Raw genomic sequence first — 18,059 nt, 5'->3', positions numbered from 1 at the left:
ATTGAGCGACCAAGCTTGCACGACGCTTGTGCATCATTGCACGATGACGTCGGCCTGGAGTGCGCCGGCCGTTTTGATCGCCTGAAGGATCGCGATGATGCCCGACGGCTTCAGGCCGATCTGGTTCAGCCCGCGCACCAGGCGCTGGAGGTCGACGCCGCTTAGGATCGCCACCTGCGATCCGGCCTCGTTGGCCTCGACCACGGTCTGGGGAACGACCACCGTCTGCCCTCGCGAGAACGGCGCCGGCTGCGACACCACGGGAAGCTCGGTGACACGAACCGTCAGGTTGCCATGCGTCACGGCGACGGTCGATATGCGCACGTCGCGCCCGATCACCACCGTGCCGGTCCGCTCGTTGATCACCACTCGCGCCGGCGTGTCCGGCTCGACCGTCAACTCGCCGATTTCAGCGAGGAAGCGAACGGGGCCGATATGGCGCGGCTTCGACAGCACGATGGTGCGGTAGTCGCGCTCGAAGGCGATCTGCGCGCGGTAGCGGCCACCGGCGTAACCGTTGATGGCGTCGAGAATGCGTGTCGCGGTGACGAAATCAGGGTTCTTGAGCTCCAGCACCAGGAACTCCATCTCGTGGAGGCTTCCCTGCACCTCGCGCTCGACCAGCGCACCGTTCGGGATGCGACCCGCCGTCGGCGTGCCCTGGCTGACGTTCTGTGCCTGCCCTCCCACACTATAACCGGCGACCGTGACCGCGCCTTGCGCCACCGCATAGACCGCGCCGTCCGCCGCCCGCAGCGACGTCATCACCAGCGTGCCGCCGAGCAGCGAGGTCGCATCGCCGAGCGACGATACGGTCACGTCCATGCGCTCGCCCGCCCCGATCGAGGGCGCCAAATCCGCCGTCACCATGACGGCTGCGACGTTGCGTGTGCGCAGCGTCGTCGGACGCGGGGGATTGTTGGTGCTCGTGGTCTCGTTCCTGACGTTGATGCCCATGTTCTCGAGCATCGATTGCAGGGACTGCTCCGTGAACGGAGCGTTGCGGAGCGTGTCGCCGGTGCCGTTCAGGCCGATGACGAGGCCGTAACCGACGATCTGGTTTTCGCGCAATCCCTTGATGTCCGCGATGTCCTTGATGCGGACGGCCGCCTGGGCGCTGGCGGCGGAAACGAGCAGGACGAGCGCAAGCAGGAATCTGGTCATGATCCATCCACGACCTTGACGGTGCCGTCCGGCTGGACGACGCCCCTGATGATCACGCCGGTGTCGGTATTTCGCACCGGAATGAGCGCGCCGGTCGCGCCCGATTGCATCGCCGCGCCGTAAGTGACGATCGACAGGCCGCTGTCTTCCACCACGACCTTGACCATGGCGCCGCGGGCAATCGTCCAGGGATCCTCCACCGAATTGGTCGGAATCGGCTGGCCCGGCAGCAGCGCGCGCCGTGCCATGCGTCCGACCAGGATCTGGCGTCCTTCGATGAACATGGCAACGCCGAGCACATTCGGCGCGAAGGCGCGTTCCGTGATCATGTCGTCCCGGATCAGCTCGCCGGCGCGGATCGACACGGCCGGCACGGGAAGCCGCTTCTCCTCGGCCGCGGCGAGGCGCGCCGAGACGAGAACCAGCAGCACGGCGGCCAACCCGCGCACCATCAAGTCCACCCTGTTCGACATCGAGAACACCGGAACTAGCGCATGCCCTTCGAGACCGTCTGGGCCATTTCATCCGAGGCCTGGATGACCTTGGCGTTCATTTCGTAGGCGCGCTGCGCCGAGATCAACTCGGTGATTTCCTTGACCGGGTCGACGTTCGAGGCTTCGAGATATTGCTGGTTGATCTTGCCGTATCCGGAATCGCCCGGCAGCCCGACGACCGGCGTGCCGGACGCCGTGGTCTCGCGATAGAGGTTGCTGCCGAGCGGCTCGAGACCCGCTTCGTTGGCGAAATTGGCGAGGTTGAGCTGGCCGATCTGCCGCGGGTTCACTTCCGTATCCAGCTTGGCAAACACCTGTCCGGTCTGGTTGACGACGACCTGAACCGTTCCCTGCGGTATCGTGATTGCGGGATCCAGCAGATAGCCGTCGGTGGTGACGAGCTGGCCGTTGGCGTTGGGGCTGAACGAGCCGGCGCGCGTGTATTGCACCTCGTTGTTCGGGCCGAGCACCTGAAACCAGCCGCGGCCGTTGATCGCGAGGTCGTAGGGATTGCCGGTCTGCGTGAGCGCGCCCTGGATGTGCAGCTTGCGGATGGCAGTCGACTTGACGCCGAGGCCGAGATTGGAGCCTTCCGGGATCGGCGAGGAGCCATTGACGTTCGCGACGCCCTGCATGCGGTCCATCTGGTAGAACAGATCGGTGAATTCCGCGCGCGCACGCTTGTACGACGTCGAGTTGATGTTGGCGATGTTGTTCGCGATGACTTCGATGTTGGTCTGCTGGGCGTTCATGCCCGTGGCCGCAATGGCGAGCGATTTCACAGTTTCATTCCCTCAGATCAAATCGACATCCGGACGACTTCTTGGTAGGCCTGCACGACCTTGTCGCGAACCGCGACCGCGGTCTGCAAGGCCTGCTCGGCCGACATCAGCGCCTCCACGACCTTCCGGGTCGATTCCTTGCCCTGCATCGCCGAGATCGACGCCGCTTCGCCCGCCTTCAGCGTCCCGATCGCGTCCGTCGTCACCTGCTTCATCACCGATTCGAATCCGACATCGTCGGTGGACTGAATGGCGGTCGGCGCCGCCGGCGCGATGGCCTGCGTCTCGGTCGCGCGGCTCGCCGCTTGCCCGGCGGAAATCGCGGTGGATGAAATTGCCTCAAGCATTGTCAGCTCCTCAGCAGGTCGATGGTCATGCCCAGCATCGACCGCACCTGTTTCACGACCTGGAGATTGGCTTCATAGGACCGGTTGACTTCCCGCATGTCGGCCATCTCGATCATCATGTTGACGTTCGGCAGCTTGACGTAACCGGCCTTGTCGGCGGCGGGATGTCCCGGCTCGTACTCCACGCGGTACGGCGTGGTGTCGACCCCGATCTCCTTGACCTTCGCGAGCTGCGCGCCCGAGGCGCGGTCCATGGCGGCATCGAAGGTGATGGTCTTGCGCTGATACGGATCGGCGCCGGCCGTGCGCCCCGTCGAGGTCGCGTTGGCAAGGTTTTCCGAAACGATGCGCATGCGCGTCGACTGCGCTTCGAGCCCGGAGCTCGCGACCGTCAATGACGCTTGTAGTGAGTCCAGCATGTCAATTCACCTCAGCTCTTCGCGCTCGACAGCAGCATGCGGTGGAACGACCGCACGACTGCCGAGTTCATCGAGTAGTCGCGACTGACGTCGCTGCCCTTGATCATTTCCTGCTCGAGGCTGACGGAGTTGCCGGAGTGAACCACTTCCCAGCTGTCCTTCTTCGCGGTCTTCCGTGTATCGGTCTCGGCCGCGGACAATTGCATGTGCGAGGGCGACGTCGTCGCGAGCCTGACCGGCGTGGCGTCGAGCACCTTGTTGAAGGGCTCGACGTCGCGCGCCTTGAAGCCCGGCGTATTGGCGTTGGCGACGTTGGTCGCGATGGTCGACTGGCGGAGCTCGAGGTACCGCGCCTGCGACGATGCGAGTTCGAAGAGATAAAGCGGTCCCACGACGGCCCCATGCTGATTTCTTAAGATTAAGTTTAGGGCCGCAAGCTTTCGTCAGGCTGATGCAGCCGACGCTATGCTCGGAAATCTACTGGACCTTCTCGGTCCGCGGCGCCTGCTTGGACTGCAGGAAGTAGATGATCTCGGCGACCGGCCGGAAGAATTCCGCCGGAATCACCTGGTCGACCTGAACCGCCTCATAGAGCGCGCGCGCCAGCGCCTTGTTCTCGATCACCGGGATCCGGTTCTGCTCCGCGACTTCGCGGATCTTGAGCGCGATCACGTCCATGCCCTTGGCGACCACCATGGGCGCTGCGTTTTCCTCGCGCTTGTAGCGCAGCGCGATCGCGAAGTGCGTCGGGTTGGCGATCACCAGCGTCGCACGCGAGGCGGACGCGATCATGCGTTGGCGCGAGCGGTCGCGCGCCAGCGAGCGCAGGCGCGCCTTGATCAGTGGATCGCCCTCCGCCTGCTTGTGCTCGTCCTTGATCTCCTGCTTGGTCATGCGCAGCTCGCGCCGCCAGTGGAAGCGCGCCCAGGCAAGATCGATCGCGACCAGGACGATGGTGGCGATGCAGATCGCCGACACGATCCGCATCGCGATGTTGAGAATCATCTCCGGCAGCGCGACCGGATCCGTGTACATCGCCTCGAACGCCCTGGCTTCGGACGAGCGCAGCACGAACACGACGACGACCGTCACCGAGACGAGCTTGAACAGCGACTTGGCGAATTCGACGAGGCCCTGCGTTCCGAACAGCCGGCTCCAGCCGCTGATCGGGGAGATTCGCGACAGCTGCGGCTTGATGCGCTCCAGCACCAGGCGCGGCGCATTCTGCAGCAACGATGCGGCGAGGCCGAACACCGCCAGGGTGACGACCAGCGGCACCAGGAATCGCAACGCCTCGAGGCCCACCACCGTGAGCAGGTTGCGCGCGTCCGCGCCGTTGCTGAGAGGGAAGCCTTCGGGATCGTCGAGCAGGCTCTTCAGCGTCGGCGTCAATTGCTGTACGCCCTGGCCGATCAGGAACGCCTGGATCACCATCAGCGCGGCCATCGAGGCAAAGATAGAAGCCTCCCGAGAGACCGGGATTTTGCCCTGTTCGAGCGAATCGCGGACTTTCTTCTCGGTCGGCTCTTCTGTCTTGCTCTCCTGATCGGATGTTTCTGCCATGCCCGTTCAGCGGTCAGCGGAAGACCAGCTCATCCTCCTGCTCGGGGTTGAGCTCGATTTCGCCCTTTTCCGCCAGGTCGAGTGCAAGGTCGGTGATGACGCGGCGCGCCTCCAGCACGTCGCGCTGGTTCGACGGCTCGCCGATGGCGAGTTCGTGCTCGACGACGCGGCGGACGCGCGAGGCAACCGAGGACAGGATAAGTTCGCGGAAATGCTTATCCGTACCCTTCAGCGCGATAACGATGCGATCGGTCGGCACCTGGTCGAAGATCATGGTGCGCGCCTTCGGGGTTAAATTGACCACGTCGTCGAAGGTGAACAGCAGTTCCTTCAGAACTTCGGCCGACTTCGGGCGCTTCTCCGACAAGCTCTTCAGCATGTCCTCGATATGGCCGCGCTCCATCTTGTTGATGATGTCCGCGACGCGTGCGTAGGTGTCGGCGCCGAGGTTGCGGGCGAAATTGAGTGTCAGGTCCTCGTGCAAGGTCTTCTCGAGGACTTTCATGGCGTCGTCGACGATCGGCTTGAGGCTGAGGACGCGCCGCATCAGCTCGTTGCGCAGGCTCGACGGCAGCTGGCTCATTACCTTGGCGGCGCAGGACGGCTTGACCTTGGACAGGATCAGCGCCGCGGTTTGCGGATGCTCCTTGGAGAGGTATGTCGCCAGCGAGTTTTCCGACACCGACGAGACGCGGTCCCACACCGACCGGCTCGAATTGCCGAGCAGGTCCGACATGATTGCCGAGACCTGGTCGGCCGGCAGCACGTCGCCGAGCACGGCTTCAAGACCGCCGATGGTGCCGAGAATGTTGGCGCCCATCGAGAATTGCTGGGCGAACTCCTCGACGATCGACTCGAGCTCCTGCGCGGTGATCGGCCGCAGCTCGGCCGCGGCCTTGGTGACGATGCGGATATCCTGCGGCTCGAACTGCGAGAGCACGCTCGCGGCCGCCTGCCGGCCCATGGCCAGCAGGAGTGCCGCGACCTTTTCCGTTCCGCCCAGCGTGGCAACGCCTCGCTGCTTGATAGGAGCGACGCCGACCTGTGCCGCCATGATCAGGTATCACCCTGCCCCAGCGGTCCGACGATCTCGGTGAGCGAGACGCCGAAGCGGGAATTGTCCTCTTCGACGACAACCACTTCGCCGCGGGCAACGACGCGGCCGTTGACCACGACGTCGACGGGCTCGCCGACGCGGTGATCGAGCGGAACCACCGCGCCGCGGCCGAGCTTCATCAGGTTCGCGACCGGAATGGTCGCTGATCCCAGCACCACCTGCATCGTGACGGGAATGCGCAGGATGGCATCGACATTGGCGAATTTGCCGGTTTCCTCCGCCGTGCGCGCGGCGATCTCCGCCAGCCGCTCCAGCGGAGACGCATCGGTCTCTCCCGATGCCGATGCAGACTCATATTCGAAAGATTGCGCCATTTGGTATCGCCTCTTGGTATTTCCGCTCCCGGAGCGCCGCGACGGTCCGATCGCACGTGTCCTTCAAGTCCCGAATTCAATGCTTGTTCGCCTCGGCGCCGCTCACGGTTGAGGCCGGTTGGAGCCCGCTCCGCGCGTCGAGCGCCGCGATCGCCTCGTGGGCCTGATCTATCTTCGTGCTCAGCACATTGGCGAGCCGGCCGAGATTTGCGGTGGAATCATGCGCGGCGGTGATGACCGTGTCGAAGGCGCCCGCCGTCTCGTGGACGATGGTCGAGAACTCGCCCTGGTAACTGCGCAGCCGCGCCAATTCGCGGTGCATCCGGGTCACCCTCATGCTGGTGAAGGCCAGCGCGATCAGCAGCACGGCATCAACGAGATAGGATATCATCGACGAACTCCCGCTTCTGATCGACGGGATCCGCCACCTGCATGGCGTAATAGCCATCGAGCTGGCCGATCTGACACCAGAACAGCACCTGGTTGTTGCTCTCGAGCCGGGCCAGCGTGCGCGGCGTGGCCTCGAGCTCCAGAACCTGCCCCACTTTGAATTGCACGACGTCCTCGAGGGAAATCATCTTCTCGTCGAGCACCGCGCTCAGCGTCACTTCGGTACGGTGAACCTCGCTCTCCATCTGCTCGCGCCAGCGCGGATCAGCCGCGCGGCCGTCGCTGACGACGACGTGGGCGAGCTTCTGCCTGAGCGGATTGAGCGCGGAGTGCGGAATGATCAGGAACATCTGGCCGCCGCGATAGAGCGCCTGCACCATCATGTTCGCGCAGATCGACATATTGCTGGCGCGCCCAATCGCGAGCGACGCCATCGCCGTCTCGACTCGCTCGACACGGAAGGTGACATTGGAGGTGCCGGCGAAGGCGCCCTGCAGCGCCTTGGCGAACCGCTCAAACAGTGCCTGGACCAGCCGGATCTCGATGTTCGAGAAGGTGCGTTCGACGTCGAGCGGCGGTTCGGCGCCGTCGGAGCCGAACATCGCCTCGACCATCGTGAACACGAAGTCGCGATCCAGCATGATGATGACGCGCGAGTCCCACTGCTCGGCATAGAGCACGGCGGCAACCGCGTTGCCCTCGTAGTCCTTGATGATGTCGCCGAGCGGGTCGTTGGTGATGCCGTTGACGGAGAAGTAGCACGGCGTTCCCGCCATCGGCTGCAGGCTGTCGGTGCACGATGCCGCCATGCGATCGAAGATCACATTGAGCATCGGCATGCGCTCGATCGATATGCCGGCGGCGTCCAGCAGGTAGTTCGGCAGCTGCTTCCGCTGATCGACGTCGAGGTCTTCCGTCATCATGCGCGGGCAGCCTTCGGTTCAGCCTCGGTCGCGACGGCCTTGGGACCCGCGATCGTCTCGTTCTCGACCACGTCGATCGACGGCCGTTCGCCGCTCGCGATCATCTTGCGACCGTGCTCGACGGCGATCTGCGGCATGGCGCTGTTCATGAACGCCAGCAGCGTCTGCTTGACGATGATATAGGGCCGGCAGCGCTTCTCTCGCGTCATCTTGATCTTGATCGCGAAGGGCGAGAGGACGCCGTAGGACAGGAAGATGCCGGCGAAGGTGCCGACGAGCGCCGCGCCGATGAAGCCGCCAAGGAGCTTCGGCGACTGGTCGAGCGCGCCCATGGCCTTGATGACGCCGAGCACGGCGGCGACGATGCCGAGCGCCGGCAGCGCCTCGGACACGACCACCATCGAATTGTAGGGCGCCAGCTTGGCCTTCACGATGGTGTGGATCTCTTCGTCCATCAGCGCTTCGATCTCGTGCGTGCGCGCATTGCCCATGATGATGAGGCGGACATAGTCGCAGATGAACTGCAGCAACGGCGGGTCCCCGAGCACGCTCGGGAACGCCTTGAAGATCTCCGAGGACGCGGGATCGTCGATATGCGCCTCGACCTCGTTGCGGCCCTTGCCCCGCAGCTCCCGCATCAGGGCATGGAGCGCTCCGAGCAGATCGAGGTAATAGCGCTCACTCGGCACCGCGCCGGTGATGGCCTGCATGCAGGCACGCCGGTATCAACGACCGTTTTCCACGGATTGGCGACGATGAAGGTGCCGATCGCGGTGCCCAGGATGATCACGAATTCCCACGGCTGCATGAGCACGGCCAGATGCCCGCCCATGGCGGCAAATCCGCCGAGCAGTGCCGCTACCGTGATGAAAATCCCCACGAAACTGAGCAACGCGCCACTCCATCGCCGATCCCATCGGGAATATCTAGTCGGCGACGCTTGCGCGAGGCTGGCTTCGTGGTCGCCAGCCCCGCGCAAGCAATTGGCGGCAGCTTGAGACGAAGTCGCAACGGCGGCCAGAGGGGCGCGTGCCATGCTATCCACGATCGCGAACTACACCAGACTGACCAAGGACATGGGCAAATCGCTGACGCAGGTCGCGGCCCAGCCGGACGTCAGCCGCGACACCGATTATTTTCTCAGCCATATCGGCAATGTGAAGACGATCGACGACTTCCTGAAGGACTATCGCCTCTACTCCTACGCGATGAAGGCCTTTGGTCTCAGCGACATGACCTATGCCAAGGCGTTCATGCGCAAGGTGCTGACCGAGGGCGTCTCCGACTCCAAGAGCTTCGCCAACAAGCTGACCGACACCCGCTACCGGCAATTCGCCGCCGCCTTCAATTTCGCCGCCCTCGGCGACAAAGCGACCCAGACCGCCGCCGCCACCACCGGTACGGCGACCCAATACGTCACGCAGACGATGGAGGAGAAGGCCGGCGACCAGAACGAGGGTCTGCGGCTGGCGCTCTATTTCACCCGCAAGGCCTCCACCATCAGCACCTCCTACCAGATCCTCGCCGACAAGGCGATGACGCAGGTGGTCCAGACCGCGCTCGGACTGCCGTCGACCATCAGCGCGGCAGACATCGACGCCCAGGCCAAGTTGATCACGAGCAAGATCGACCTCACCGATTTCCAGGACCCGGCCAAGGTCACCAAGTTCGTGCAGCGCTTCGCCGCGATGTGGGATGCGACCCAGGCCCAGAACGACATCAACAATGGCAACTCGACCAACTCCGCGCTGGTCCTGATCGGCGGCGCGTCGTCGATGGCCGGCCTGGATACCGACATGCTCACGAAGCTTCAGTCCATCCGGTTCGGAAAGTAAGTCATGCAATCGGCCCTCTATGTGGGATTGTCGGCGCAGGTCGCCCTCGAAAAGCGCCTCCAGACGATCGCCAACAACGTCGCCAACGTCAACACGGCGGCATTCCGCACCGACGTCGTGAAGTTCGAGACCGTGCTGTCGAAGGCCGGCGCGAACCCGGTCGCCTTCTCCTCGCCCGGCGACAACATCATCTCGCGCGAGATTGGCAGCATCACCGAGAGCGGCAACCCCCTCGACGTCGCCGTGGTCGGACAGGGCTGGATCGCCTTCGCCGGCCCGAACGGCACGGTCTATACGCGCGACGGCCGCCTCCAGATCGCCCCCAACGGCGATCTTCAGACCGTGTCCGGCTTCCCCGTGATCGATGCCGGCGGCGCGCAGATCACGCTCGACCCGAACGGCGGACCGATCGCGATCGCCCGCAGCGGCGCGATCACCCAGGACAACAACGAGATCGGCTCCATCGGCCTGTTCAACATTCCCGCCGATGCCAGTCTCGAGCGCTACGGCAATTCCGGCGTCACGCCGGACCGGCCCGCGACCGCCATCGCCGATTTCTCCCGCGACGGCTTCAAGCAGGGCTATGTCGAGGGCTCCGGCGCCAATCCGATGATGGAATTGACGAAGCTGATCGCGGCTTCGCGCGCCTTCGACGGCACCAATTCGATGATCGAGGGCACCGAGAGCTCGCTCCAGAACGCAATCCGGACGCTGGGCGAGCCGGGCAAATAGACTGCGCTGCATGCGCATTGAGGGTGGACGGTTTCCTTGAACGCTCTTCGGCAACTCGAGTGGGCGCTGCTGGAGCTTCAGCAGAGCACTCCCCTGGCCAGCGTCAGCGGCGCGATCTCCGAGATCGCTCCGACGCATTTCCGCGTCTCCGGCCTGTCGCGCTTCGTCAGGCTTGGTGAATTGATCGGCGTCAACTCCGGCGGCAAGCCCCAGATCGGCGAGGTGGTGCGGATCGACAGCGAGGGCATCATCGCCAAGCCGTTCGACCGGCAGTTCGCCGGCGGCCTCGGCTCGGTTGCTTACCGGATGCCGCCACTGTCCTTCGCGCCCGATCCGAGCTGGAAGGGCCGCGTCATCAACGCGCTCGGCGCGCCGCTCGACGGACAAGGTCCCCTCACCCCGGGATCGCGCACCGTCTCGGCGGAAGCCGAGGCGCCGGCGGCCATGAAGCGGGCGCGCGTCCACAAGCCGCTGCACACCGGCGTGCGCGTCATCGACCTGTTCGCCCCAATCTGCGCCGGCCAGCGCGTCGGCATCTTTGCCGGCTCCGGTGTCGGCAAATCGACGCTGCTGGCGATGCTGGCCCGCAGCCAGGGCTTTGACACCGTCGTGCTGGCGCTCGTCGGCGAACGCGGCCGCGAGGTGCGCGAATTCATCGAGGACGTGCTCGGCGCCAACCGCAGCCGCGCCATCACCATCGTATCGACGGGAGATGAAAGCCCGATGATGCGGCGGCTGGCACCGAAGACCGCCATGGCGGTCGCCGAATATTTCCGCGACCGGGGCGAATCGGTCCTGCTGGTGGTCGATTCGATCACCCGTTTTGCCCATGCCGCCCGCGAGGTCGCCCTCGCCGCCGGCGAGCCTGCGGTCGCACGCGGTTACGCACCGACGGTCTTCACCGACCTGCCCCGCCTGCTGGAGCGCGCCGGCCCCGGCGAGGAGGGATCCGGGACGATTACCGGCATTTTCTCCGTGCTGGTCGACGGCGACGATCACAACGAGCCGATCGCCGACACCATCCGCAGCACCCTCGACGGCCACATCGTGCTCTCGAGGCACATTGCCGACCAGGCGCGCTATCCCGCCGTCGACGTTCTGGCCTCGGTCTCCCGCCTCGCCCACAACGTCTGGGACCCCGAGGAGCGCGAATTGGTGAGCAAGCTGCGCACCATGATCGCCAAATACGAGGACACGCGCGATCTTCGCCTGATGGGCGGATATCAGACGGGGCGTGATTCGGGTCTCGACCAGGCCGTCGACATGGTCCCGAAGATCTACAGCGCCATGCGGCAGGACGCCTCGGCAGGGCCGAGCGCCGATCCATTCCGCGAGCTGCGAGACATGCTCAAGGGCGACTAGACGGGCGCGGCCGGCGCGCCCGTCGTCGTCGACCTGCTCATTATCGCGACAGTCGATCACGCATACCGCTGCGCCTCCGGCGCATGCGCACCCGTCGCCGACTGCCGCTTTCCGTCGCGCGCTAGCATCGGCCGTTCGGTGGAGATCGCGCCGCCGAGGCGAAAGCGATCCGGCGAACCCGTCTCGCTGTCATTATCACAACAACCGCTGCGTGCAATCCCTACGAGTTCCATTGCCGATTCTGTGACGGATCGCACAAGTTGTGGATGACGCGCCGCTGCGCGTCACCGTCATGCACAAGCTTCCATCAATTTGCATCAACGGCGAACAGCAGCAGGCGTGCAATCAAACCGTCGCACATTTGCGTGCAAGTAGCTTGTTACACTGCGTATTGCGATCACCATGATGTGTCCTGACGAACGAGATTGTCTTGAACGTTACAATCGCTTCGAGCGACAGCCAGTCTTCAGGAGCGTCTCTACTTGATTTTGTTGAGAAGCTCATTCATCGTTTCGATGGAATACAAGAAACGTCTGCGTGTGACTTGAACTTCAGGGGCTACGGTTGAACAATACCGATCCATCGTCCGGCTGTGACGGCAACTCGGGCTTTCGTTCGACGACGCCACGATTGGCACACCATCATCGACACAGCTTCTCGCGCCGTATCTCGCAGGGTCCATCTGTCGAGATCGGCGGCAGAACGGTCCGTGCTTTCGCGCGAGAGGCGGGCCCTGCGCCTGCGTATGTGTCGATTGTGGTTGGTACGGCTTCTCGCGAAGGACTGGTACGCAACGACGGAAGGCGGCTCCGGGGCGCCGCAGACGTGATATCCGGGGCAAGGTAGGAATTTATGCCGTTGGCACGCGAGGCCGTCGAGCTGCTGGTTCAGGCGGCCAGAGCCTGGTATTTCGAAGGCAATCAGCACGGGTTGCGCGACCGGGAATGGATGGCGTTGCGCTTTCTCCACCGCGCCAACAGATTCTCGCGCACACCGTCCGCGCTGGCCGGCTTCATCGGCGCGACCCGCGCCACGGCATCGCAGATCGTGAAGACGCTGGAAGCCAAGTCCTTCCTGGTGCGAAAGCCGTCGCACGAGGACAAGCGGTCCGTCGTTCTGCACGTCACCGCGCAAGGCGAGAAATGCCTGAGCCAGCACGACCCGATCAATGACGTGGTGAACGCGGTCACGTCTCTCGGCACCGACGAATGCATCAGGCTGCGCGACTCGCTGCGCGAGATCCTCAATCACCTCGACGCGGCCCATCAGCGGCTCGATGCCAGCATCTGCCGCGACTGCATGTTTCTCGCCGAACGCAGTCCCGGCACGGGCAAGGGACGCGCGAGTGCCGAATTCATGTGCCGGCTGTACCGCGCCCCGGTTTCCCTCGAGGAGACCGAGCTCCTCTGCACCAGCTTCGAGCGCACCCGCGACCGTCCGAAGATCGAGGGGCATCTCGACCGCGCGCGCATGGCGAGCCAGGGATGAGGCGGGAGTTCGCGACGTGATGGAACGCGCAAGTTTCGGGCGGATGCGATCGCCGGCGCTTGCGTAAAGTTTCTCAGCGGGATCGTTCTTTGAAACACGCTCGTTTCCTCCGGTCTCCCGGATGCGCTGACCAAGCACGGGGGCATAGTGGCGCACGCTGCCTCCACGTCGTTACGAGCGCAGCAAAGCAATGACGAAGTATGAGACATCGGCGTCGTCCTCCAAGTCCCCCTGTCATTCCCCGCGACCCGGCTACGCCAAGGCTTCGCCGGGGCTGAGGTCCAGGGCCGCCGAAGCTTTAGCGTAGGCGGCAAGCGGGGAATCCAGTACGCCGCGGCCTCTCGGCTCAATCACAGCCGTCTCTGGAATGCTGGATCGCCCGGTCAAGCCGGGCGACGACAGCGAGTGCCTGGTCGCAGACACACCTTCGCGTCCTCGCGGCATGTTCGCCCGAGCTTTGCTTGATCTCTCCACCCTCGAAGCCAAGAGGGCGCAGGGAAGGCCGGGTGCTGACCTCGCACCCGCGGTCCGCTGCGCGAAGATGGTGCGCAAGGAAACCGCACAGCAGCATACAGGTGGTGCCAATCACTCGGCCTTCCCTGCGCGATGGTTGGACGGCTTATGCCGTGCTCTCCCGGGAGCCGAGTTCCTTCTGGTCTCCCTCACGCTTGCGAAAGTCACCGACACCGCGCCGGTTGACGCGACTGCCGCATTCGCAAAGCACTTGACCGTAGCAACGACGGCCAGGACCACACGGTTTTGCCGTACGCACGGCCCGCCATTTCGCCGCAGTTTTTCCAGCCCTGTCGACGGAGCCGGAAACTTACAGACGAGACGAACCTGACAGCGCCGCTCATCCGGCACGAAGTCTTGGGCTCACGGAGAGCAATCCGCCCTACCCGCACTTCTCGCGCCCAACGCTGCCGCGTCCACCGCAACCCGGCTCGCGACAGTGACGACACAAGATCGCCCCTCTTGGTGAGCCGAGATGGGCGACACATACGCCAATTCCGAATTTCGGTAAAGTGGAATATTTTCGCCCGCGCGGCTTGACGCCCTCTCGGGTGTTTTGCCCGTCGGGCAACGAGAGCCCCGTCGCCCGGATGGAGCCAACGGGTCGACGCGAAGCGCCGCCCGATGACAGGCTCCGCGCAATCCGGGAAAGGCGTGGGCGCCGGACGAGCGGTCCCGGATCGGGCTGCGCTCCATCCGGGCGACCGATCACCCGCGCCCGCCCGGCAGTCCGCCGTCCGCCTTGTATGCATTATCCCAGTTGCCATCCCCGCGGACTTCGCTTTACATGCCGGCAACTCGCCCGCGGATGACGGCCGGGGCTCAAAAATCACACACATTTTCAAAGGGACGGAATATGGCGCGTAACATCCTGATTCTCGGGGCTTCCTACGGTTCCCTGCTGGGCACGAAGCTGCTGATGGCGGGCCATAACGTGTCCCTGGTCTGCCGCGCCAAGACCGCTGAGCTGATCAACCGTGACGGTACCGAGGTGCGCATCAAGCTGCGCGACGAGGCGGTGCACCGGGCGATCTTCTCGCGCGACCTGCCCGGCAAGCTCGACGCAGTGACGCCGGGCAATGTCGACCTCTCGCGCTACGACATTGTCGGCCTGGCGATGCAGGAGCCGCAATACACCAACCACACGGTCCGCGTTCTCATGGTCAAGATCGCCGCGGCGAAGCTGCCGTGCCTGTCGATCATGAACATGCCGCCGCTGCCCTACCTGAAGCGGATCCCGTCGCTCGCCGACATGGATCTCGAGGAGGCCTACACCAATGCGCAGGTGTGGGAGCGCTTCGAGCCCGGCCTGGTGACGCTGTGCTCGCCCGACCCGCAGGCCTTCCGTCCGCCGGAAGAAGCCGCCAACGTGCTTCATGTCGGCCTGCCCACGAATTTCAAGGCATCGGCCTTCGCCGACGAGAAGCACAACAAGGTGCTGCGCGAGCTCGAAGCCGACATCGACGCGGTGACGCTCGACGGTCACGACGTGCCGGTGAAGCTGAAAGTGTTCGACTCGCTGTTCGTGCCGCTGGCGAAATGGTCGATGCTGCTGACCGGCAACTATCGCTGCATCACGCCGCACGAGCCGCAGTCGATCCGCGACGCCGTGCACGGCGATCTCGCGCGCTCGCAGACGATCTACGACCATGTCGACGCGATCGCCCGCCGTCTCGGCGCCGATCCGCAGGACCAGGTACCGTTCGCGAAATACGCCAAGGCCGCCGAGAGCCTGCTCAAGCCGTCATCGGCGGCGCGCGCGGTCGCGAGCGGCGCGCCCTTCATCGAGCGCGTCGACCTGCTGGTGAAGCTGATCTCGCATCAGCTCGGCACCCCCAATGCCGAGATCGACCGCACGGTCGAGACCGTGGACCTGAAGCTGAACGAGAAGATCGTGCAGGGCGGATCTGGCGCGCAGTAGCAGCGTGCCGGCGCTGCCGTCATAGGTCGCGCCGGCCTGCACTGATCGAATTGTCGATGCAGATCGGATCGCCCCTCAGCATGGGCTTACAATTTGGCCCAATACGGGCGATCCTGCTCAGCAGTCCGTTTGCGTAAATCCCGCATACATGCGACTGCTAGCCGTCACGCGGGCGCCGATTTCCGCAGGTTCCGGGGCAGCGCGATGGCCGGATCGAAGGGCTGAAGAACAAGTAGAAGACGATGGATCAGACGGCGTTGCAGGTCGCTCGCGCGGTGGAGGCCGGCGCGACGACGATGAAGGGGATCGTTGACGCGACCGGATTGTCCCGCCTCAAGGTCGAGCGCGCGCTGAGCACGCTGGAGAAGCAAAAGCTCCTGGTCCGCGACGGCCAGGGTTTTCGCGCGACCGGCCTGCCGAAAACGGCGCCGCTGACCCGGCAGTGCGGATCGTGCAACGCCTGCTGCGATATCCTTGAAGTGGCCGCCGTCGACAAGCCGGTGAACCAGCTGTGCAGACACTGGCAGACGGGAACCGGGTGCACCATCTACGACCGCCGCCCGCAGATGTGCCGGTCGTTCGTCTGCGCCTGGCTGCAAGGTCATCTCGATGATGCGTGGTTTCCGGCGACGTCCGGCATCATCGTGCATTTCAGCCAGGACGCGGTCAACGTGACGGTCGACGACCACTGCCCCGATCGCTGGCGCGAGGAGCCTTATTTCAGCAAGCTCGTCGAATGGTCGCTGAACGGGATCAGGCGGATCGGTAACCGCGGCTACGCGACCCTCGTGGTCTCCGGCGAGAACCGGTTCCTGCTGCTCGGACGCACCATCGTTCCCGAGCCGACGCTGTTCGGAACGGCGTTCCTGCCGCTCACCACCGACACCTTCCGGTTCTGGCGCGCGACATCGCCCGAGCATCTGCAGCGGCTGCACGAGCGCATCGCCGAGATCGAGCGTATCCGGCAGGAATTCGGCTCCTGTGCGATCCCCGAGAACGAGGACGACGATCCGCAGGCGCCCTATCGGCCCGCACTTTTACGGCAATCGAATCACGCCTGAACTCCGCCGTGGGCAACACCGCATGATTCGCACGGTGCCGCTCGACGCGCCCCGGCCGGGTTGATAAGCCCCTGTCCGCGAATGATGGGGACTTGAGTCGGGGACATGACAGTTGCGATCGAGATGGGGCAGACCACGGCAGGCGCCGCGGCCGCCATGGACCTCGAGGAACTGCTGGCGACCCGGCTCCTGGTGCAGGGCAATTCGGGCTCCGGCAAGTCGCATCTGTTGCGGCGGCTGCTCGAACAGAGCGCGCCCTGGGTGCAGCAGGCCATCATCGACCCCGAAGGCGACTTCGTCACGCTGGCCGAGCAATTCGGCCATCTGGTGATCGAGGCCGAGGATCACACCGAGCGCGGCCTTCAGGTCGCGGGCGAGCGCGCGCGGTTGCATCGCGTCTCCACCGTGCTCAATCTTGAAGGGCTGGACGCCGAGAACCAGATGCGGCGTGCCGCGGCGTTCCTCGGCGGCCTGTTCGACGTCGATCGCGATCATTGGTACCCGATGCTGGTGGTGGTCGACGAGGCGCAGCTGTTCGCGCCGGCAGTCGCAGGCGAGGTCTCGGACGAGGCGCGCAAGCTCTCTCTCGGCGCGATGACCAATCTGATGTGCCGCGGCCGCAAACGCGGCCTCGCCGGCATCATCGCGACCCAGCGCCTGGCAAAACTCGCCAAGAACGTCGCGGCGGAAGCCTCCAATTTCCTGATGGGCCGGACCTTCCTCGACATCGACATGGCGCGCGCCGCCGACCTGCTCGGCATGGAGCGGCGGCAGGCCGAATCCTTTCGCGATCTCGAGCGCGGACAGTTCATGGCGCTCGGCCCGGCGTTGTCGCGACGCCCCCTGCGTTTGCATATCGGCCCGACCGACACCCACGCGCGCAATTCCACGCCGCGGCTGATGCCGATGCCGGAAGCCGCGCTCGAGGATATGCGCGCCGTGATCCTGGCCGCACCGCCGCCCGATGCCAGCCGCCCGCAGCGCCGGCCCGCGCCCGATCTGCTCGAGCAGCTCCGCGCCGCGAAGGCGGCCGCGCCGGAGATCCGGCCTGAGGTGGCCGAGGTGCCGATCAGCGCCGAGGAGCTCGCCGAGCGGCGCGAGCGCGTCGATCGTACGCTTCGCGCCGTGCTCGCCGAGCCCGATGCCGGCTTCCGCGCCGTCGGCGTGCTCTATCAGGAGTTCGTGGTTCGCTGCCGCATCGAGGGCCTCGGCTCCGCGGTGCCCGATCTGAACGAATTCCGCCGCATGTTGACACGCGCACGCGCCGGGCTCGGCGCCGAGCATGCCGAGGACGACGTCTGGCAGGACGTGTCGCTGCGCGCCTCGATCCTGCCCGACGACATGCAGGGCGTGTTCATGATGATCGCACGCGCGGCGAAGGAAGGCTGGCCCTGCCCCGGCGACGCCGCGATCGCGCGCGCCTACGGCTCGCATTCGCTGCGCCGCGCCCAGCGCCTGCTCGGCTACATGGAGGAGCAGGGCCTGATCGTCTGCCAGCTCGACGGCGGCGGCCGCCGGATCGTGACGCTGGTGGAGCTGGCCTGGGCCACCGCGCCGGGCGATCCCAACGGCGACGACCTGCCGGCGGAGCCAGTGCAGAGCGCGGCCTCGGCTTGAGATCGTCTAGAGCGTTT

The 18,059-nt window shown here is 64.9% G+C and carries 18 protein-coding genes and 1 pseudogene; 7 read left to right on the top strand and 12 right to left on the bottom strand.

The genetic code is table 11. The features are described 5' to 3' along the window. Nucleotides 1–33 precede the first annotated feature (33 nt). From flgI to motA, 12 genes and pseudogenes are all read right to left on the bottom strand, one after another. Nucleotides 34–1,164, bottom strand: coding sequence for a flagellar basal body P-ring protein FlgI (gene flgI, locus HAP41_RS10415; protein ID WP_135216095.1), 1,131 nt, complete (start codon nucleotides 1,162–1,164; stop codon nucleotides 34–36). Next, entirely contained in the window at nucleotides 1,161–1,616 is a 456-nt protein-coding gene (flgA, locus tag HAP41_RS10410; RefSeq protein WP_063986113.1) for a flagellar basal body P-ring formation chaperone FlgA, read from the bottom strand. Before flgA ends, flgI begins: the two co-directional genes overlap by 4 nt. Before the next feature lie 35 nt (nucleotides 1,617–1,651). Further along, entirely contained in the window at nucleotides 1,652–2,440 is a 789-nt protein-coding gene (gene flgG, locus HAP41_RS10405) for a flagellar basal-body rod protein FlgG (RefSeq protein ID WP_063981298.1), read from the bottom strand. Between the two features lie 17 nt (nucleotides 2,441–2,457). Then, the gene (gene fliE, locus HAP41_RS10400) at nucleotides 2,458–2,787 is read right to left on the bottom strand and encodes a flagellar hook-basal body complex protein FliE (RefSeq protein WP_014492660.1); all 330 of its coding nucleotides are present in this window, start codon (nucleotides 2,785–2,787) and stop codon (nucleotides 2,458–2,460) included. Between the two features lie 2 nt (nucleotides 2,788–2,789). Further along, nucleotides 2,790–3,206: a flagellar basal body rod protein FlgC gene (gene flgC, locus HAP41_RS10395; RefSeq protein WP_014492659.1), complete on the bottom strand. Its 417-nt coding sequence runs from the start codon at nucleotides 3,204–3,206 to the stop codon at nucleotides 2,790–2,792. An 11-nt stretch (nucleotides 3,207–3,217) separates the two neighbouring features. Then, nucleotides 3,218–3,598, bottom strand: coding sequence for a flagellar basal body rod protein FlgB (gene flgB, locus HAP41_RS10390; RefSeq protein ID WP_014492658.1), 381 nt, complete (start codon nucleotides 3,596–3,598; stop codon nucleotides 3,218–3,220). A gap of 85 nt (nucleotides 3,599–3,683) precedes the next feature. Continuing rightward, nucleotides 3,684–4,769 carry a flagellar biosynthesis protein FlhB gene (gene flhB, locus HAP41_RS10385; protein WP_039153365.1) on the bottom strand — a complete coding sequence of 362 codons (1,086 nt, stop codon included), beginning with the start codon at nucleotides 4,767–4,769 and terminating at the stop codon, nucleotides 3,684–3,686. A 13-nt stretch (nucleotides 4,770–4,782) separates the two neighbouring features. Further along, nucleotides 4,783–5,823, bottom strand: coding sequence for a flagellar motor switch protein FliG (locus tag HAP41_RS10380; RefSeq protein ID WP_014492656.1), 1,041 nt, complete (start codon nucleotides 5,821–5,823; stop codon nucleotides 4,783–4,785). A 2-nt stretch (nucleotides 5,824–5,825) separates the two neighbouring features. Then, entirely contained in the window at nucleotides 5,826–6,200 is a 375-nt protein-coding gene (gene fliN, locus HAP41_RS10375) for a flagellar motor switch protein FliN (RefSeq protein ID WP_014492655.1), read from the bottom strand. 76 nt (nucleotides 6,201–6,276) lie between these two features. Next, entirely contained in the window at nucleotides 6,277–6,591 is a 315-nt protein-coding gene (locus HAP41_RS10370; RefSeq protein WP_063981296.1) for a hypothetical protein, read from the bottom strand. Continuing rightward, on the bottom strand, nucleotides 6,572–7,513 hold the full coding sequence (locus HAP41_RS10365) for a flagellar motor switch protein FliM (protein WP_028153460.1): 942 nt from the start codon (nucleotides 7,511–7,513) through the stop codon (nucleotides 6,572–6,574). Before HAP41_RS10365 ends, HAP41_RS10370 begins: the two co-directional genes overlap by 20 nt. After that, nucleotides 7,510–8,405, bottom strand: a pseudogene (gene motA / locus HAP41_RS10360) (flagellar motor stator protein MotA). Before motA ends, HAP41_RS10365 begins: the two are co-directional and overlap by 4 nt. A gap of 142 nt (nucleotides 8,406–8,547) precedes the next feature. Here motA and HAP41_RS10355 point away from each other — a divergent pair. The 7 genes from HAP41_RS10355 (at nucleotide 8,548) to HAP41_RS10325 (ending at nucleotide 18,042) form a co-directional block, all read left to right on the top strand. Beyond that, nucleotides 8,548–9,348 carry a DUF1217 domain-containing protein gene (locus HAP41_RS10355; RefSeq protein WP_166102776.1) on the top strand — a complete coding sequence of 267 codons (801 nt, stop codon included), beginning with the start codon at nucleotides 8,548–8,550 and terminating at the stop codon, nucleotides 9,346–9,348. 3 nt (nucleotides 9,349–9,351) lie between these two features. Next, complete coding sequence (gene flgF / locus HAP41_RS10350) at nucleotides 9,352–10,080, top strand: flagellar basal-body rod protein FlgF (protein WP_166102780.1); 729 nt, start codon at nucleotides 9,352–9,354, stop codon at nucleotides 10,078–10,080. A gap of 36 nt (nucleotides 10,081–10,116) precedes the next feature. Beyond that, nucleotides 10,117–11,442, top strand: coding sequence for a flagellar protein export ATPase FliI (gene fliI, locus HAP41_RS10345; RefSeq protein ID WP_063981292.1), 1,326 nt, complete (start codon nucleotides 10,117–10,119; stop codon nucleotides 11,440–11,442). An 852-nt stretch (nucleotides 11,443–12,294) separates the two neighbouring features. After that, nucleotides 12,295–12,930: a MarR family winged helix-turn-helix transcriptional regulator gene (locus tag HAP41_RS10340; RefSeq protein WP_166102782.1), complete on the top strand. Its 636-nt coding sequence runs from the start codon at nucleotides 12,295–12,297 to the stop codon at nucleotides 12,928–12,930. A 1,369-nt stretch (nucleotides 12,931–14,299) separates the two neighbouring features. Next, nucleotides 14,300–15,364, top strand: coding sequence for a ketopantoate reductase family protein (locus HAP41_RS10335; protein WP_166102784.1), 1,065 nt, complete (start codon nucleotides 14,300–14,302; stop codon nucleotides 15,362–15,364). Nucleotides 15,365–15,606: 242 nt separating this feature from the next. Beyond that, nucleotides 15,607–16,425: a YkgJ family cysteine cluster protein gene (locus HAP41_RS10330; protein WP_063981257.1), complete on the top strand. Its 819-nt coding sequence runs from the start codon at nucleotides 15,607–15,609 to the stop codon at nucleotides 16,423–16,425. Between the two features lie 105 nt (nucleotides 16,426–16,530). Further along, nucleotides 16,531–18,042 (top strand): helicase HerA domain-containing protein, encoded by a 1,512-nt coding sequence (locus HAP41_RS10325; RefSeq protein ID WP_166102786.1) that lies wholly within the window; start codon nucleotides 16,531–16,533, stop codon nucleotides 18,040–18,042. The last annotated feature ends 17 nt before the right edge of the window (nucleotides 18,043–18,059 follow it).

It is taken from the genome of Bradyrhizobium barranii subsp. apii (genome assembly GCF_011516635.5).
GTDB classification, from domain to species: Bacteria; Pseudomonadota; Alphaproteobacteria; order Rhizobiales; family Xanthobacteraceae; genus Bradyrhizobium; species Bradyrhizobium barranii.
Note: the sequence above shows the minus strand (reverse complement) of the source record. Positions and strands in the feature narration are given on the sequence as shown.

Bases quoted from the DNA above. Each gene is read 5' to 3' on its own strand.
- flgF (WP_166102780.1), top strand. From the start codon at position 9,352: ATGCAATCGGCCCTCTATGTGGGATTGTCGGCGCAGGTCGCCCTCGAA.
- HAP41_RS10340 (WP_166102782.1), top strand. From the start codon at position 12,295: ATGCCGTTGGCACGCGAGGCCGTCGAGCTGCTGGTTCAGGCGGCCAGA.
- HAP41_RS10365 (WP_028153460.1), bottom strand. From the start codon at position 7,513: ATGATGACGGAAGACCTCGACGTCGATCAGCGGAAGCAGCTGCCGAAC.
- fliN (WP_014492655.1), bottom strand. From the start codon at position 6,200: ATGGCGCAATCTTTCGAATATGAGTCTGCATCGGCATCGGGAGAGACC.
- HAP41_RS10355 (WP_166102776.1), top strand. From the start codon at position 8,548: ATGCTATCCACGATCGCGAACTACACCAGACTGACCAAGGACATGGGC.
- HAP41_RS10330 (WP_063981257.1), top strand. From the start codon at position 15,607: ATGGATCAGACGGCGTTGCAGGTCGCTCGCGCGGTGGAGGCCGGCGCG.
- HAP41_RS10380 (WP_014492656.1), bottom strand. From the start codon at position 5,823: ATGGCGGCACAGGTCGGCGTCGCTCCTATCAAGCAGCGAGGCGTTGCC.
- flgA (WP_063986113.1), bottom strand. From the start codon at position 1,616: ATGGTGCGCGGGTTGGCCGCCGTGCTGCTGGTTCTCGTCTCGGCGCGC.
- HAP41_RS10325 (WP_166102786.1), top strand. From the start codon at position 16,531: ATGACAGTTGCGATCGAGATGGGGCAGACCACGGCAGGCGCCGCGGCC.
- HAP41_RS10335 (WP_166102784.1), top strand. From the start codon at position 14,300: ATGGCGCGTAACATCCTGATTCTCGGGGCTTCCTACGGTTCCCTGCTG.
- flgC (WP_014492659.1), bottom strand. From the start codon at position 3,206: ATGCTGGACTCACTACAAGCGTCATTGACGGTCGCGAGCTCCGGGCTC.
- fliE (WP_014492660.1), bottom strand. From the start codon at position 2,787: ATGCTTGAGGCAATTTCATCCACCGCGATTTCCGCCGGGCAAGCGGCG.
- HAP41_RS10370 (WP_063981296.1), bottom strand. From the start codon at position 6,591: ATGATATCCTATCTCGTTGATGCCGTGCTGCTGATCGCGCTGGCCTTC.
- flhB (WP_039153365.1), bottom strand. From the start codon at position 4,769: ATGGCAGAAACATCCGATCAGGAGAGCAAGACAGAAGAGCCGACCGAG.
- flgI (WP_135216095.1), bottom strand. From the start codon at position 1,164: ATGACCAGATTCCTGCTTGCGCTCGTCCTGCTCGTTTCCGCCGCCAGC.